Annotated in this window: 15 protein-coding genes; 3 read left to right on the top strand and 12 right to left on the bottom strand. The window is 37.2% G+C overall.

Features of this window, described 5'->3' with window-relative positions:
* Positions 1-126 precede the first annotated feature (126 nt).
* Together HNP38_RS02730 and HNP38_RS02725 are read left to right on the top strand one after the other, a co-directional pair.
* The gene (locus tag HNP38_RS02730; RefSeq protein ID WP_184184072.1) at positions 127-1,725 is read left to right on the top strand and encodes a helix-turn-helix transcriptional regulator; all 1,599 of its coding nucleotides are present in this window, start codon (positions 127-129) and stop codon (positions 1,723-1,725) included.
* 90 nt (positions 1,726-1,815) lie between these two features.
* Positions 1,816-3,117 (top strand): T9SS type A sorting domain-containing protein, encoded by a 1,302-nt coding sequence (locus HNP38_RS02725; RefSeq protein ID WP_184184069.1) that lies wholly within the window; start codon positions 1,816-1,818, stop codon positions 3,115-3,117.
* A 72-nt stretch (positions 3,118-3,189) separates the two neighbouring features.
* On the opposite strand, the gene HNP38_RS02720 is transcribed toward HNP38_RS02725, so the two are convergent.
* The 12 genes from HNP38_RS02720 to HNP38_RS02665 all read right to left on the bottom strand — a co-directional run bounded on the left by HNP38_RS02720 (position 3,190) and on the right by HNP38_RS02665 (position 15,892).
* Positions 3,190-3,936 carry a hypothetical protein gene (locus HNP38_RS02720; RefSeq protein WP_184184064.1) on the bottom strand — a complete coding sequence of 249 codons (747 nt, stop codon included), beginning with the start codon at positions 3,934-3,936 and terminating at the stop codon, positions 3,190-3,192.
* A 45-nt stretch (positions 3,937-3,981) separates the two neighbouring features.
* Positions 3,982-4,998: a bestrophin family protein gene (locus HNP38_RS02715; RefSeq protein WP_184184061.1), complete on the bottom strand. Its 1,017-nt coding sequence runs from the start codon at positions 4,996-4,998 to the stop codon at positions 3,982-3,984.
* Between the two features lie 8 nt (positions 4,999-5,006).
* Positions 5,007-5,663 (bottom strand): potassium channel family protein, encoded by a 657-nt coding sequence (locus HNP38_RS02710; RefSeq protein ID WP_184184058.1) that lies wholly within the window; start codon positions 5,661-5,663, stop codon positions 5,007-5,009.
* Between the two features lie 39 nt (positions 5,664-5,702).
* Positions 5,703-7,076, bottom strand: a complete 1,374-nt coding sequence (locus tag HNP38_RS02705) for an aldehyde dehydrogenase family protein (RefSeq protein WP_184184055.1) — start codon at positions 7,074-7,076, stop codon at positions 5,703-5,705.
* A gap of 18 nt (positions 7,077-7,094) precedes the next feature.
* Positions 7,095-7,520 carry a hypothetical protein gene (locus HNP38_RS02700; protein WP_228460911.1) on the bottom strand — a complete coding sequence of 142 codons (426 nt, stop codon included), beginning with the start codon at positions 7,518-7,520 and terminating at the stop codon, positions 7,095-7,097.
* A gap of 2 nt (positions 7,521-7,522) precedes the next feature.
* Positions 7,523-7,873 carry a DoxX family protein gene (locus HNP38_RS02695; RefSeq protein ID WP_184184052.1) on the bottom strand — a complete coding sequence of 117 codons (351 nt, stop codon included), beginning with the start codon at positions 7,871-7,873 and terminating at the stop codon, positions 7,523-7,525.
* 91 nt (positions 7,874-7,964) lie between these two features.
* Positions 7,965-8,720 carry an SDR family oxidoreductase gene (locus HNP38_RS02690; protein WP_184184049.1) on the bottom strand — a complete coding sequence of 252 codons (756 nt, stop codon included), beginning with the start codon at positions 8,718-8,720 and terminating at the stop codon, positions 7,965-7,967.
* A 176-nt stretch (positions 8,721-8,896) separates the two neighbouring features.
* Positions 8,897-9,220: a helix-turn-helix domain-containing protein gene (locus HNP38_RS02685; protein WP_184184046.1), complete on the bottom strand. Its 324-nt coding sequence runs from the start codon at positions 9,218-9,220 to the stop codon at positions 8,897-8,899.
* 400 nt (positions 9,221-9,620) lie between these two features.
* The gene (locus HNP38_RS02680; protein ID WP_228460909.1) at positions 9,621-10,142 is read right to left on the bottom strand and encodes a UTP--glucose-1-phosphate uridylyltransferase; all 522 of its coding nucleotides are present in this window, start codon (positions 10,140-10,142) and stop codon (positions 9,621-9,623) included.
* Positions 10,143-10,153: 11 nt separating this feature from the next.
* Positions 10,154-11,599, bottom strand: coding sequence for a lamin tail domain-containing protein (locus HNP38_RS02675; RefSeq protein WP_184184043.1), 1,446 nt, complete (start codon positions 11,597-11,599; stop codon positions 10,154-10,156).
* Between the two features lie 1,913 nt (positions 11,600-13,512).
* Positions 13,513-14,166, bottom strand: coding sequence for a response regulator transcription factor (locus HNP38_RS02670; protein ID WP_184184040.1), 654 nt, complete (start codon positions 14,164-14,166; stop codon positions 13,513-13,515).
* Positions 14,150-15,892 (bottom strand): sensor histidine kinase, encoded by a 1,743-nt coding sequence (locus HNP38_RS02665; RefSeq protein WP_184184037.1) that lies wholly within the window; start codon positions 15,890-15,892, stop codon positions 14,150-14,152. Before HNP38_RS02665 ends, HNP38_RS02670 begins: the two co-directional genes overlap by 17 nt.
* A 309-nt stretch (positions 15,893-16,201) precedes the next feature.
* Between HNP38_RS02665 and HNP38_RS02660 the strand changes: the two genes are divergently transcribed.
* Positions 16,202-16,597, top strand: coding sequence for a VOC family protein (locus HNP38_RS02660; protein WP_184184034.1), 396 nt, complete (start codon positions 16,202-16,204; stop codon positions 16,595-16,597).
* Positions 16,598-16,600: the final 3 nt, after the last annotated feature.

Here is a 16,600-nt window from a genome sequence, read left to right as displayed (position 1 = left end):
TACCTATTAAAGACCATTTATAAGCATATTAATCATTAAAAAATAATATAAATTCCGAAAATATAACATTATATTTAAGTACAAATCCCTAAATTAGCAGTTAATTTGCAAATTGTAAAAACAATTATGAAAAAAATCATTCTTTTACTTCTATGTATTGTTTCTAATTTTGTATTTTCTCAGGAAGACCTCCTTACACAACAAGTAATAGATAAGAAAATTGATGAAGCAAGAAAATTCTCTGTAAATGATCCAAAAAAATCCCTCGAAATCTTAAAAGAAACCTATTTTCAGTCCAAACAACTCTCCTACAGAAAAGGAATGCTGGAAAGCAATAAGGCCCGGATGGCACAATATTATGATACGGGCAATTTCAGGGAAGTCCTGAATCTAAGTAAAGAAACTGAACAACTTGCCGACGAAAATAAGGATATTGAAGCATTATCCAATGTATATAGGTTAAGAGGTTCTGCTTATACCGAATTGGGATTTAATGATGAAAGCCTGAAAGATTTTAAAAAAGCCTTTGAAATATCTAAAGATATTCCTTTTGAGGATTCAAAACACTATAATCAATCTCTTATATTTACCGGCTTTGGTGTTTATATGGCTCATACCAATGCTCCTATTGATTCTGTCATACACTACCAGAAAAAAAGCCTGGGAAGTGCTTTGAAAATAAGCGACAACCCACATTACCTTAATAAGAAATATCATGTACTTGCTCTGGATTACATGAACCTGGGAATGACGAGTGTTGCCAAAAACAATCCTGCAGCAGCTGAGAAATATTTTACCCAGTCTTTAAATATCTGTAGGGATGACAGATATCTTGTTAATGTCAGAACTCATATTCTCGTCTTAAATGAATTTGCCTGGCTTTACTATGACCAGAAAGAATATGATAAAGTAATAGATTATGCAAAACAGGCTGAACAACTGGAAAAACAAATAAGCTTCCCTTATATACGCAGGGATATATTTGAAGTATTATTTAAAAGTTATGTAGAAAAAGGCGAGAAAGAAAAGTCTTCGGCATATATGAGATTATTTTCTACTTTAAATGACAGTATCATAAACGCTGAAAAAAGAACCATTAATACTCCTGTAAAGCAAATTCTGTCTGAAAAAGATACCCTACACACCAGCAATATCCGGAACATTTTAGTTGCTGTATGCCTTATTGCTATTGCTCTATTTGCTATCGGGTGGTTTTTTTGGAAAAAAAATCAAAGAAAACTACATGCTAAATATGAAGCCATTATTGAAAATCTTAAAAAAGCAGAAAAAACTATAGCTCCTGACCCCTTGTCAGCAACAGATACTTTTTCGGCTGAAAAAAATGCCACTATCAATATTACTGATGATACGGCCAATTTAATAATATCTAAACTGGATAAGTTCGAGAAATCTCAAAAATTCACGAGAAAGGAACTGAGCCTGACTTCTCTGGCTAATGAACTGAATACCAATACCCGGTATCTTTCTGAAATCATCAAACAGCACAAAGGAAAGAATTACAATAACTACATCAACAGTCTGAGGATCAACTATATTATAGCTAAACTATATGAAAACCCGGTTTATAGGGAATACAAGATCAGCTATCTGGCAGAAGACTGCGGATTTTCTTCCAGAGAAGTCTTTGCTGTCATCTTTAAAAAGGAAACAGGCGTTACCCCATCTTACTTTATCAATAACCTGAAAAAGGATTATACGGAATAAAATCCCATGTGATTAATTCAGATATTCTCACTATAAAAGTTTGTATCCTATGGGAAAAGAAAAGAACTTCACTCAATAAATTTTTGTTATATGAGAAAAAATCGCCTTATTTCAGCCTGCTTGCTTTTAAGCAGCCTTGTTTTAAATGCACAGACCGGATTTACATTACTTTCCGGTTGGGGAACAAGATTATATGACATTAACAGTTCCGGCAATGGTGTACACTCAGGCGGATATTATGATCATAGTACCGGTACAAGTACTCCCATAGAGCCCGTAGCCAGTGCCACCAACAGGCTCAATAATGCAGGAAATATTGCAGGAAACATGCCTTTTACAGCCACGGACGGCTCAAACCTTAGTCAGGCTGCCTATAGAAAAAACGGTACTTGGACGGCTATCGGGTATTTTCCGGGAGATATACCGGGTAACAGTTGGTTTGGAGATGCCAAAGGAATATCCGAAAATAGTATATATGTAGCTGGACAAATGACCTCATCCAATGCGGGAAGCAGCTACCCTTTTATATATAATACCGTATCCGGCACCCTCACAAAGCTTACGGGAGATCTTTTGTATATCAATGGACGAGGTGCTGCCGTAAATGATAACGGGATTGTAGCCGGCTGGGTTGACCGAACGGATATCTTCAATATGGGGACATTCCGTGTACCTGCCTATTTTGACTCTGATGCCACCCTTCATTACATTGATTTCAGTATTCCTGAATATGGTGAAGCTAATGATGTGAATAACGCGGGCCAGGTTGTCGGATATAAAGGCAGCAAAGCATTTATTCATAATATAAGCACCAATACGTATCAGTCATTTGATGCTCCCGCGGGATATACAGATGCGGTCTTCGTATCTATCTCAGAAAATGGAGTTGCCGTAGGATATTGCGGAATGATTGGAGACAGGGAAGTAATTATTTACCACCCTTCATTAGGAGCTGCTCCTGTTCTTCTTACCAGCCTTTTGGCCTCACAAAGTGTTACCGTAAGTACATTCGACGGAAAACTAGGCACAGGAATGGGGGTATCTGCCGACGGTAAATACATCTGCGGATTTGATAATACCATTCCTCCTCTCTTTGCTGAAGGATGGGTAGTAAAGCTGGGTGATACAGTGCTGGGAACAAGCGAGATAAAAATGCATGACAAAATAAGCATCTATCCTAATCCCGTCAATGATTTCCTTCATATTTCCAGCGAGAAAAAGATCAGGTCGGTATCTGTATATTCTGCGGATGGAAGACTGATCATTAATAATATAACCATCAATAATAAAGAAGCTAAAGTTGATCTCTCCGAATTAAGAACCGGGAATTACCTGGCCGTTATCACCTTAGATAATGGAAATATGGAAACCTTTAAGGTCTTAAAAAAATAAAATAATCTTCTCCTTTTTTTAAACGGTTTGCAGAAATAGTATTCTGCAAGCCGTTTTCTTTTTAGAGAATGATTACAATATATCGTTTTCGTAATATTCTTGCATCAGGCTTTTTCTTTCCTTCGTTTCCAGATTGATATATTCGAACTTTTTATACTGGCAGAACGATCCCATCTCTTTATCACCATTAATAAAAATACCGCCTACTAGGATCACATATTTACAAGGATAGTCTGTGCCTTTTATCAGCACCTCAATACGTTCATCTATTGCTTCATACATAACCTCGGTAGCCTCGAAAATCTGATTTTCCGCATTCAGGATCCTGTCTTTGCTGTGCAGAAAGATCTGTTCAATGGTATTCATCTGAAAATCCAGTGAAGTGATATTACCTTCTATGATCTGCCCTGCCGCAAGTTTTCCCAAGGCGCCTTTCGCAGCTCCGCAACAGGCTGAATTGCTGCTCTGCCCTATCCTGCTTATTTCTCCTATCTGTCCATCTTTGGTGATCCCGATATGCGGGGCATAAAAGATGATCACAGCTCCGTCTTCCGGAACGTGATGTGCAAAAGCCCCCATTCCGGTAAGCCCTGCAAAAGGAAAACCATCCAATCCGCCCATGTGAAACGGCCCCAGCATTTCATAAGCCCTTGGCGGGTATTGTATGGCGTTGACATCATCACAGCACATACTGTCAGCATGCATCAGCTGATTAGGTTTTAGTTTTAAATGTTTTTCAACTGTGTCCAGTAACCGATTGACGGTATCTACAGACGTTAAAGCCTTTGGATACCATTTTCTTACAGATTCTATACTCATATCTTATTTTTTAATCCTGATGCATTAAAAATACATCTTTGTTTTTTACATGACAATATTATTTACAGGCTGTATTGCAGGTGGCAATTCTTTCTCGCCAAGCATTTCACGCAGGTCGATTTCTATATTCCTGCTGATCTGGGTAATGGGAATATCATTGGCATTTCCTTCAAACGGATTCTCAGTACTTTCCCCAATCTGTTCTAATACCAGGAATACCCATCCTAAGAGGATACTGAACGGAACAGTAAGCCAGACTATATTTTCTCCCGATTTTTCGATCATTTTGGAAAGTTCTCCTATAAATCCTAAAGGGAGTAAAATGCATAAAGCATTTGTAAAATAGAGGTTAATGCTTGAAAACTGCCGCGGATAAGGAAAGTTTTTGATCCGTTCACACTTTCCCTGCTGATCATACAAGTCTTTAAGCTGATTTTCCAGAGCGGTATAATTATAATCTGAAATTTTACCTTCCTCATTCAGTTTCCTCAACTCAGATGATTGAACAGAAATGATCTGTGTTGCCCTGTTCTTCGTAGAAAGCACGTATTCCAGCTCTTCTTCACTTAAAAAAGCTTCGAGCTCATCTTGAATATTACTTTCCCATTCGGGAACTTTGTAATATTTTAAATATTCTACATTATAGCTTTTTGTTTTTATATGCTCCCAGATTTTAGTTTCCCTCAGCTGAAACCTTAAGGCAGTAAGCCATGCAAAATGACGGTAAATGATCTGCTGATGCACTGCTTTTTCCTGTGAATGGTCGTCTGTTCTTATGAAATCTTTCACCATAATACCAAAACTCCGGCTGTTATTAATGATCGCCCCGTAGATCTGCCGGGCTTCCCAGCTTCTGTTATAGGTCTGTGTATTTTTGAATCCTGAAATGAATGCCGCAGCAGTCCCGAGCAATGCTACCGGAACCCATGGAATCGCAAGCCATTTCCATCCTAAAAAATAGAACAATCCTGTAGGAACAATGCTTAAAACAACCATTTTATAGATTTTTCTTCTCGTCCATGGAAGGAAATGATAAAGCTTATAATGTGAGCCTGTATTCATAATTTAAATTAATTTTTTGAGGAAAATTTACTGATGAGGATCCCCACCAACACTACGGTATAGAACTGGCCGGCTATCCCCACAAAAGCAGTAATAAGTTTTGTAACATGAGTATTAGGCGTAATATCCCCAAATCCGATGCTTGTAAAAGTGATGGAGCAAAAATAGACCAAGTCAATAAACGTAAGTGCAGGCGATGAAATATCAACCCCTTTAAAAGAGGCAGGATCACGGTACTGGAAAAACTGCAGGGCAAAAACCGAAATCTCTATCAGCAGCATATACCCGCAGATGGAAGCAGAAATAATATCTGTATTGATATAGCCAGGCTTTATGAGAAATCTGAGGACTTCCATGAAAAGAAAGCAGAAAAAAACTACATAATTGATATTCAAAAAAGTGAAATACCATGAGAGATCTTTAAAAAAAGGAATTCCCACGGGCAGTAATAAAACCACCATGAAGTGCAGGTTCCTGAACCAATGCCTCCAGCTGTGTTTTCCTGTAAACAAGAAAATAGATCCTAATCCTAATACCAGCATATTGACTGGCCACACCACCCGGGTATAGAAATCCATATCCGTAAGGAATATGCCTGCAAACAAATGCTGTAACAGAGCTACTAAAAGGATCTCATATTTTCTTTCCTGTAACTGACTGATCATGTATTATTTAATACTATAATTTAAAGATTGGTTACCGGACTATCCGAAAACACTCAGGTTTTTAGCAATATCCTTATCGGCATAAGGTGGAAAAACATCAAGCTCAAGGTCAGGATTTCCGATAAGCATAGCTTTAGTGTTGCTTAAGGCATCAAAACCGGCTTTTCCATAATATTTGCCCATTCCGGAATATCCCACTCCTCCAAACGGTAGACTGTCTATCCAGCAGTGAAGATTAGTCTGATTGACACATCCGCCTCCAAATGAAACTGAGTTCAGGAAATAGTCAATATTCTCCTGTTTTTTACTGAAAATGTAAGCAGCAAGCGATTTCGATTTTCTTTTAATGATACCCACAGTTTCCTTAAAATCGGAGTAGGCCATTACAGGCAGTACCGGGCCAAAGATCTCCTGCTGTAATGCGGGATCGTCCCATGTACTTGGGTACAGGATGGTAGGCTCCACATATCTGTTTTTTATATCATATCTTCCACCTAAAACAACCTTTTCAGGGATGATATAAGACGCTACCCTTTCTGCATCATGCTCACTGATCATTCTTGCAAAATCAGGGCTCTGCTGCGGGTCCTCACCATACATTTTTATAACTGATTTCTTTAGTTTATCAATAAATACTTCTGCTATGCTTTCATGCACATATACATAGCCCGGCGCAATGCACCACTGGCCTGAAATGGCATTGTGCCCCCATGCAATTCTGTCTGCAGCAATATCCAGATTGGCAGTTTCATCCACAATAGTAGGATTCTGACCCCCCAATTCCAGGATAACCGGGGTAAGATTTTCTGCTGCGGCACGCATGATCACCTTCCCTACTGCAGAGCTTCCTGTAAAAAATATAAAATCAAAAGGCAGTTTCAGGAGTTCGGTAATTTCTTCCCGGCCTCCGGTTACTACATTGACGGCTTCCGGGTCAAAATATTTAGGAATAAGCTCTTCAAACAGCTTCGCTACGGTGGGGGTTGTATTGGCAGGCTTCAAAATAACAGGGTTACCGGCGGCCAACGCTGCAATTGCCGGATCCAAAAGCAATAAGATTGGCGCATTAAAAGGCCCTACGACCAGCGTTACTCCAAAAGGTTCTTTATAAATGATCCCCTTATTTCCTGTTTCTTCCAGTCCTTTAGGTATGGCAACCTGCTCAGGAGCCATGAGTTTCTGAAGGTTTTCTTTGTAATATTTTATATTGCCTAACGGTACGGTGATCTCAAAAAGCTGCTCGAAAGGCGGTTTATTAAAGTCTGTTTTTAAAGCCTGGCAGAATATTTCCTGATTTTCGACCAGCATTTTCTCCAGCCTGTTCAGCTGGTCTATACGCCACTCATAGGTTTTGGTGACATCTGTATAGAAAAATTCTTTTTGTGCGTCAAAAGCAGATTGATAGGTATTCATAATCTACAGTTTTTAGTTTTAATTGGCCTGTCCTATGTCAAGACGTGTAATCTTTCCATCGGAGTTAAGATAGAACTTAAAATAGGTTCTGAAATCTCCCCAGCTTTCGGTATGGAAATTCCCATAAATACTCTGTCCGTTATTCTCTACTTTATCAATGGAGGTAAAGCGTTCATGCCCGCATGCCTCTTTTACAAATTTTTGAAAGTTTCTCGGATTTCCGTCATCATACAATTCCGCATCTACTGTGAAGAAAGATAAAAATGTCTGGCTGTCTCCTTTCTGCCATGCTTCGAAAGCTTCTTTTACAGTACTGTTTGTTAATTGATCTGTATTCATTTTATTATTCTTTTGTTCGGTTTTGTTACTTGAAGAAGGTGCCTGCTGGCCACAGGCCGTAAAGCCGGCCAAGCCTATCATCACCGTAAGGATTATGTTTTTCATGGTTATACATTTTTTAAGGGGTGCTGAAGGTAAATGATGATCAGATTCAGCAATAAAAACGGCAACTCTATCAACACTCCTTTAAGATCTTTATCCATAAGGTGCAGGCAAATGATCAAAAGGATTCCGGCAGCCATTAAAAAGTTTCCCCAAACGAAGGTTTTAGGAAACAGGATCAGCAGAGCGGCAGCTATGGTAAAAGCTCCGTTTATTGCCAATGCTACCCTGTTAAATCCCCATTTGCCAAACATTTCCGTCATTTCATGTTTTCCGGAAAACATGGCATAGCCCTGTTTAAGCCCCATAAATACGGCTATGAGGATTAGTATTGAATTAATTATTCGCAGTATCATGATGTCATATTTTTAAAATGAAAATGGATAACCGGATTGTGCTTATCATCCCAATTACCCATTTTCTAAAGTACTTCTGAATTAATTGAATTTATCTTGTCGTATAACCTCCGTTCGCAAAAATAGTTTGCCCGGTGATCCACCAACCATCGGTTACTAAAAATTCTACCAAAGGAGCTATATCTTTAATATCAGTCAATCCGCCCAATGCTGCCGCTGATTTATGGTAAGCTACAGCATCCGCATTTTCCTGCCCGTAAAAGAATGGTGTATCCATAGGCCCCGGAGCTACTGCGGTTACGGAGATGCCTCTGTTTCCGAATTCTTTGGAAGCCATTCTTGTGAAATGTTCCACCGGTGCTTTTGCGCCTGCGTATGTTGAATACAGTCCCGTGTATGCTGCCAGCAAAGAAGTCACGATGGTACAGATCTTCCCATGCTCATTCAGTTTTTTGCCTGCTTCCTGGATAAAGAAGTAAGCAACTTTTGAGTTGATATTGAACATGGTGTCATATTCCGCCTCAGTAGTTTCTACGAAAGGTTTTTTAAGTACCATTCCTACTGTATTGATTGCAATATCAATACCTCCGAAAGCTTTTACCGTCTCATCAAAAAGCCTGGTAATGTTCTCTATTTTGGTAAGGTCTCCCTGGAACAGAAATGCTTCCGCTCCCAGAGCTTTTACCTCAGCCAGTGTTTTTTCACTTTCCTCTCTTGAGCTTTCACTGTTGTAATGAATGGCCAACTTTGCCCCTTTTGATGCAAAATCTCTGCTTAATAATCCACCCAGGTTTTTTCCTCCTCCTGCTATAAGTACTACTTTACCGTTTAAATCATTTTTTGACATAAGAATGCTTTTTATTTGTTTTTTAATCTAATCACAAATATAAAGTCTAAATGATTTCAAATCATGGTGAACTTTTCGGAAGTTGTACTATATTCGGAATTTCTTCTATCTATCCTTTTAATATACAGATTCTTTTTACCTAAAATATCAGTGAGTGTAAGCTGAATGCATGAAGGCTAATTCAGAAACTTTTTTTTCCATTTAGCCACAGTATTTCTGCTAAGCTTAAACTTTGATGCTAACTGGATATTATTCAGATTATTTTCCTTTTGAAAATTCAGTATATGCAGTATGGTCTGCTCATTGTAGGAACGATGCTTCTGATTAAAAACAGCAGCATCCTCATCAGATGTACCGAAAATAATATTATTCATGGCTATCACATCCAGCATGGTAAGGTTTTCTTTTTTCAGGAAGATCTCACAGGACGCCGCTTTTTCAGGACGTTTCTCTGCGATGATGTCCTGATAAATCTTTTTATAGTCAGGGATCATTTTCATATGGACTAAGTTTAAGAGATGATTTAGTTAAAATATCTGAAATATAATTTTGTAGATCTTATCAGACGAGAATTGTATTATTGAATAAGAAAATAGTCGTGGATAAAGATTATACCCTATCAGATTTGGTTCAAAATTAAAACAATATTCTTTTCCTTACCTATAAGTATATATAAGTAATTCCGAATATAGCACATCTTTTAATAGTGTTATAACAATGTACTTTTACAAAGTTTTATCTTACCTTGGATCTATGTAAAACATATCTTCAAAATACAGAGGGCTTCAATATGAAGCCCTCTGTATTTTCTTTCCCTGAAGAATAATTATCTAATTCCTTGCAACTCTTTTTTCTGCCCGGATATCTCTTGTAAAAATTTTTATCTGTCGATACCTCGCATTATTTCCAATAGCTCCAGACATTTCCGTCAAAAACCGCTAAAGCTTTGCTTACAGGGTCATAACACATCATTCCCGGATACGGACTTTTAACAATCTGGTGAGGATTTGAAATAAAAGGAAGTATCATTGCCTTATCTGCAGATTCTAAAACCACGACTCCGTTGGCTGAAGTAGAAGCACTTCCTATGATTACCTTCTGTCCTGTTTCAGCTGTCGGGTTAACCGCCAGTGAAGATGCATTGCCCGGATCAGACAGGTCTTTCCAAATGTTATTCTCAAATACTTTAAATTTCCTGTCAGACCTGTCAAATAAAAACATCCCGTTATCACTGCCGGTAGGCCCGGACGGTAAATTATCCACTGCTGGTACCACGATCCCTTTTGTATTGCCTGCTTCATTCGCAAAATCCAGTATCGTACTCACTCCGTTTACATTGGCTTTACCCACTGCTATCTGGGCATTTGTCAACGAAACAGCCAGACAGAATAATACACCGTATATTAATTTATTTTTTTTCATAATCTTAGATCTTAATTGTTACACCTTCTCTGAATACATTTCCAGATCGTTCCGTTATATATTTTTATACAACCGGCAGAAATATCGTAGATCACCATTCCCTCTTTAGGATCAGTGATGGAAGCCTGGCTTGCCACTCTCGTGATGACAAAGCCTTTGTTTTTGGACTCCATGGAAATAAAACTGTTCGGAACTGTTTCAGGCCAGTTTAGCTGCTTGGCCTGTGAGGTGATACCAATCAAGGTAAAGCTATCCGGAGTACCCGCCGCAAAAGGCTGTGTACAATAACAATCATCAATAATGGTAACGGTTACTGCATTACCGGGATTACTGTAGCAATCCCCACTTATGCTATAATAGAACGCATAGTAGGTTCCTGCTGTTACTGCAGCCGGGTTGCCTACAGCTGTTCCCGTATGGGTATTATTAGTAAACCATACCAGCATCATTCCCAGAGGAGCCGTTCCCGTATGCAGGCTGTTCAGATTTGCCGTAAGAGCCGGACAGACATTCCTGAGGGCGGTCGAACTCAGTGTTGGTGCATTCACCAGTGTTTCGGTAACTGTAACAGATGTACTTGCTGCACTGTAGCAGTTGGATGAGGAATTATAATAAAAGGCATAGTAAGTACCTGGCTGCGCTGCTGCCGGAGTACTATAGGCAGTACCAGTGTGTGTAGCGTTGGTAAACCATACCAAAGAAGTATTAGCAGGCGCAGTTCCCGTATGCAGGGAATTTAGGTTATAGCTTCTTGCCGGACAGGAAAAGCTTACAGCAGATGAACTTAAAGAAGGACTCATGTTGCTTAACTGCCCACATGCGGAATTTAGCAATGGCAATGAGCAATCTGTCAGCTCCTGAAAAGTGCAGGTATTCTGATTATAGTAAACAGATTCGCAACCGTCGAAATCTGTAGGAATAAAACTTGTAACATTGGTATTGCAAACCTTAGTACCCAATGCCGCCGAAAGCGACTGTCCCTGTGAAGCCCCTCCCTGCTGGTGAATAGTGATATATTGGTTGGAAACAGGATTCCGAAGGATCGCCCATGAAACATTATTAGAGGTTTCTTCAAACATTCCCTCCCCGGAAGCAAAGTTGGCATCAAACCATAAATTAGGAAGTGCCGGGCCCGGATTCCAGTCAGCCACAATCAAAACATATTGACTAGGTTGTAGTATAGTACCGGAAGGAAAGGTAAATACCGGTGTTGCCGCACCACTCTGATCTGCATATAGCTGCCATCCTGAAATATTTATAGGGGACGTGCCATAGTTTTTAAAAGCAATAAAGTCATCATTGTCTTCGTCATCGGTAGTTGAATCTCCAATGGTTTGGGAATCTCCATCGCCCAACCACATATAAAGCCCAATACCGTTAAGTTGACATGGAGGGCCGCATTGGCCATAGATGTACGCCTGCAAAAGCAGGAATACGGTGAGAAATAATTTCTTCATTATACATGTTTTTCAATTCTTAGTGTTTGCTGCAGTATTAACAAAGAATACCTTATTTAATGTGGTTTCTTAGTAAAACGCTTTTTCCTGTTGTGTTCTTATTAATAAATACTGTCTGATAATTATTTTAACATATTCCTTATTAAAATTATTTTCAATTGATTTTTTTAACTTCAGAAAGTATTTTCATTAATTTTCAGGCAAATATATAACATTTATAGAAAAATGAATAAAAAAAAATACAAATTCCTATTTGAGCATTACAGCAATGTGTTTACCATAATGTGAATTACCAAGCTGCATCATAATACGCTACAAGTCAAAAGATAACAAGCTATATCTATGTTGGTGATACTTGCAGAATTAATTACAAGATGAAAAAAATAAATTATACAATTTATAATATAGTTAGTGGGTTATTATAAAGTAAAAATCCATAACCTTTTGAGTTATGGATTTTTTTCTGTGTTTTAAAATAACCTAAAAACCAATTTTACTTCTTTATATAGTTTTTGTGTTTTTTTAGCTTTCAAGAAGCTGGTTAATGGTTAAACATACACCTCGATATAAATTTTCATCACTTGTTTAAAGCAGCTATAATCATAGCCTGGCATCATTTACCTTTTTTATAAAACTAAAAAGCCATAAGACATTTTCAATTCATTTGTGTTTTTTGAATGGTAAATTTTGTTAGTACAAAGTAACAACATCCAAAATGGAATTTTGAGAAATCCACATAGATATATATCGATCAAAACGTAGATATTTATCGATATAACTACTAAGTAAAATCCACAACCTTTTGAGCTGTGGATTTTTTTTCTGTGTTTTAAAATAACCTAAAAAACCAATTTTACTTCTTTATATAGTTTTTGTGTTTTTTTAGCTTTCAAGAAGCCGGTTAATGGTTAAACATACACCTCGATATAAATTTTCATCACTTGTTTAAAGCAGCTATAATTATAGCCTAGCACTATTTACCTTCTTTATAAAACTAAAAAGCCATTAAGACATTTTCAATTCATTCGTGTTTTTTGAATGGTAAATTTTGTTGGTACAAAGTAACAACATCCAAAGTGGAATTTTGAAAAATCCGCATAGATATATATCGATCAAAGCGTAGATATTTATCTAGATAACTGTTAAGTAAAAATCCACAGCCTTTTGAGCTGTGGATTTTTTTTCTGTGTTTTTAAAATAACCTAAAACCAATTTTACTTCTTTACAGTTTTGTATTTTTTTAGCTTTCAAGAAGCAGGTTAATGGTTAGACATACACCTTAATATAAATTTTTCATCATTTGTTTAAAGCAGTTATAAGCAGAGCCTGACATTATTTACCTTTTTTATTATAAAACTAAAAAGCCGTAGACATTTTCAATTCATTTGTGTTTTTTGAATGGTAAATTTTGTTGGTACAAAGTAACAACATCCAAAGTGGAATTTTGAGAAATCCGCACAGATATATATCGATAGAAGCCTAGATATTTATCGGCAAACTTCTAAATAAAAATCCACAACCTTTTGTAGTTGTGGATTTTTTTCTGTGTTTTTAAAATAACCTGAAAAGACCAATTTCACTTCTTTATGTATATTTGTGTTTTTTAATAAATCAGTTTTTAAGAAGCCGGTTAAAGATTATTACATACACCTCGATATAAATTTTCATCACTTGTTTAAAATAGCTATAATTTATAGCCAAACATCATTTACCTTATTTATTTGGAAACTAAAAAGCTAAGAAGCATTTTCAATTCATTTGTGTTTTTTATCGGTAAATTTTGTTGGTGCAAAGTAACAACATCTGAAATAGAATTTTGAGAAATCCACATAGATATATATCGATAAAAACGTAGATATTTATCGATGCGGCAGTATAGAAAATGAATAGATCAGGAACGAGCTCCGGAAAGCCTATATTTTGTGATGGGTTTTGATAAGGTCAATCAGCTCAACAAGGTTTTCTATCTTTAATTTTTCAAAGATGTTTTTTTTGATTGTACTTACCGTATTCTGCTTTATATCCAAATGATTTGCAATTTCCAGGTTCCCGTATCCTTCCGCATACATTTCCGCGATCTGCAGCTCTCTTTTGGTCAAATAATTAAGAGGGTTGATTGAGTTCGGATCGTAGGCAAACTGCACCAATAAGCTCCGCGAAACGGCAGAAATATACTCTCCCTTATGGATGATGTCTGAAACAGCCTGCCTTACCTCCTCTTCTTCACTCAGCTTGCTCAGATATCCATTGGCACCGGCATTGATATATTTGAGTGCGTGCAGATGCTCTTCCAGTCCTGAGAAAATTAAAATTTTAATATCGGGATTCACACTTTTGATCTGTGGTAAAATATGCAAACTGTTTCCGTCCGGAAAATGCGCATCAATGATAACGATCTCTACTCCATTTGACCTCACCATCTCTACTACCTGCTGTAAGGATGAAGTATGATAGATCCTGGCATCGGGAACGACTTCACTGACAGTGATCGCCATTCCCTGCCGTACCATGCTGTGATCATCCGCTAAAAGAAATGTAATCTCTCTATTTTCAATTGGTAGTTCCATTATTACTGATATTTAAATTGATACTGAATGTCACTTTTGTCCCTTTGTGCAGCTTGCTCGAAACTGATATAATGCCATCAAAAAGTTCTACAATTTCCTTACATAAGTTAAGCCCCAGACCGGCACCCACGTTATCAATCTCGTCGGAAACCAATCCCTGATAATACGGCTCAAAAATTTTCTTCAGGTCAGACTCGGATATTCCCACTCCGGTGTCCTCCACTGTAGTGGTAAGGGAAATTATATTCTTGCCTTTTTGTTCGGTAGTCATGGTAAGGGCTATCTGCCCGTTTTCCGTGAACTTATTGGCATTTCCCAGAATGTTCATAAATATCTGGTTCATTTTTATATTGTCCGAATGCACTACCGTATCCGCAGGAATCATGTCTCTTACCACAAACTTATTATTTCTGGTTTCTATGTAAGGTGTAATAGCCGTCACAATAGCGTTGACCTCATCTTTAAGATTAAAGACCGTTGGTATAAGCTTTTTATCCGCTTCCTGGTTTTTCGTATATTCCAAGATCTGATTAGATTGTATAAGCAGGGTACTATTGGTAAACTTGATGGATTTAAGGTAATCTTTTATGGTTTCATCTTTGGTAGTTCTGCTGATCTTATCAATAAAAATATTTATGATCTTTAAGGGAGACCTTAATTCGTGGCTCAGCATTCCCAATATCCTGTTTTTGAAATTAAGGTTGTTCTTGATCTCCTTGTTTGCGGCATTAAGTTTCCATTCGTAGATGAATGCGACTCTCGTAAAATACATAATGAGAATTGATACAATAAACATCAGGCTCATTAGCCCCAGTACCAGCCAGGTCCTGATCCTGTTATTTCTTGAATTTTGTTTTTCGTGCTCTTTTTCCAGTTCTGATTTAAAGTCTTTAATCGCATTTTCATATACATTGATCAGTCCGTTGCTATAGATCAACAATTTACTGAAATTTCCGTAAAACTGTTTATTGTCCTTTTCATTTTTGACTGTTGATAATTGAATCTTCTTGACTTCAGTCATATAGTACTTATTCATTAGCCCTACCAGACTGTCCATCCTTGATTTTACCTTTTCAGAAATCTCTGCTTTTTTATTATTGGTCAGCGTAATAACGGTACTTTCTTTTTGTACTTCCACTTTTCCGGATATGGCATCTTTTAAGCGCCCCATCAGCCCTTTCTTCTTGACCGTATCAGAGTAGGTCTGGGTTTGTATATTGATATTCAGGTCATCAAAATTATCATTATTCTTGTATTTTTTCAGCTCAAAATGCTGATCCTGGTTTTTTGCAGGCGGGTTCAGAGAGTATTGATGTACAGAATCTATGATAGTTTCCAATTTTACAATCTTCAGGGTATCTTTTTTTTGCCGATCCAGATTATTTTTAAGTTTTGGAGCCGTATCTCCATAATCATTTATTTTATCAAAATTATTATTTAGCTTCCTGAGAGACTGAAAGTATAAATCCAGATCTTTGGGATTCTGGCTTATCATGTATTTTTGAAGGTAATTCTGCGCATCCATAAAATCTTTCCTCGAACTATCGGTCAGGCCTTCCAATGCCCGGCTTTCCTCCAGCTGATTCTCAATAAACTTCAGTTTCTTCTTATTGGTAAATTCATTATAAAAAAATATGGCTATAATAACCTGTATCAGCAGGATACAAGCGATCAATGAATAATGAACAATCTTCCTCAACTTAAAATTTAAGAACTTATTTTCCATATCTATTTATTCGCTAAACTAATTTATCAGTTAATTTAGTAATTTAGTATTAATTTTACAACAATATATTATTATTATCAAAAATTTAACAATCAGCATATATCATTCTATTGGCAAAGTTAAAGTAATTTTTGTCTTTTTTATAATAGTAAATCCAGATTTTACTCTGTTCATGCATGTTTTTATAACTACAAAACAAATTAATTATTACACATAACGATTAAAACCCTACTAATCAACAAGTAAAGCCTGCTATAACTATATGGCTGCATAATTTTTTTTACTAATATTGTTTTTAAATTCAACAACATGAAATCAAAAAAAATCTGGGCTAATTTCAGTGTAAAAGACGCAAGGCGTACCCATGAGTTTTATACACAGCTGGGGTTCACACCTAAGAAGCTAAACAAAGATCCTAAGCTGGCCAGTTTTCTTTTTGGTGGTGATGATTTTGTGATTCATTTTTTTGAACACGGCACCCAAATAGATGACTACTTACCACCCGGACCGGAAACCGGTGAAATTATATTTACCCTTTCTGCAGAAACAGAAGCAGAGGTAAGAGAATGGAAAGATAAAGTAAAACAGGCCGGAGGACGTATTTTTAATGAACTGAACAGAGAAGAAACCAATTACTGTGGTTTTGCCTTTGCAGATCCCGACGGTCATCAATTCAATATCCTTTTGATAGAGGTAGGAATGTGATAA

The sequence above is a fragment of the Chryseobacterium defluvii genome (assembly GCF_014204415.1).
In the GTDB taxonomy this organism is placed as follows: Bacteria; Bacteroidota; Bacteroidia; order Flavobacteriales; family Weeksellaceae; genus Chryseobacterium; species Chryseobacterium defluvii_A.
This window is presented reverse-complemented; position numbering and strand designations above follow the sequence as displayed.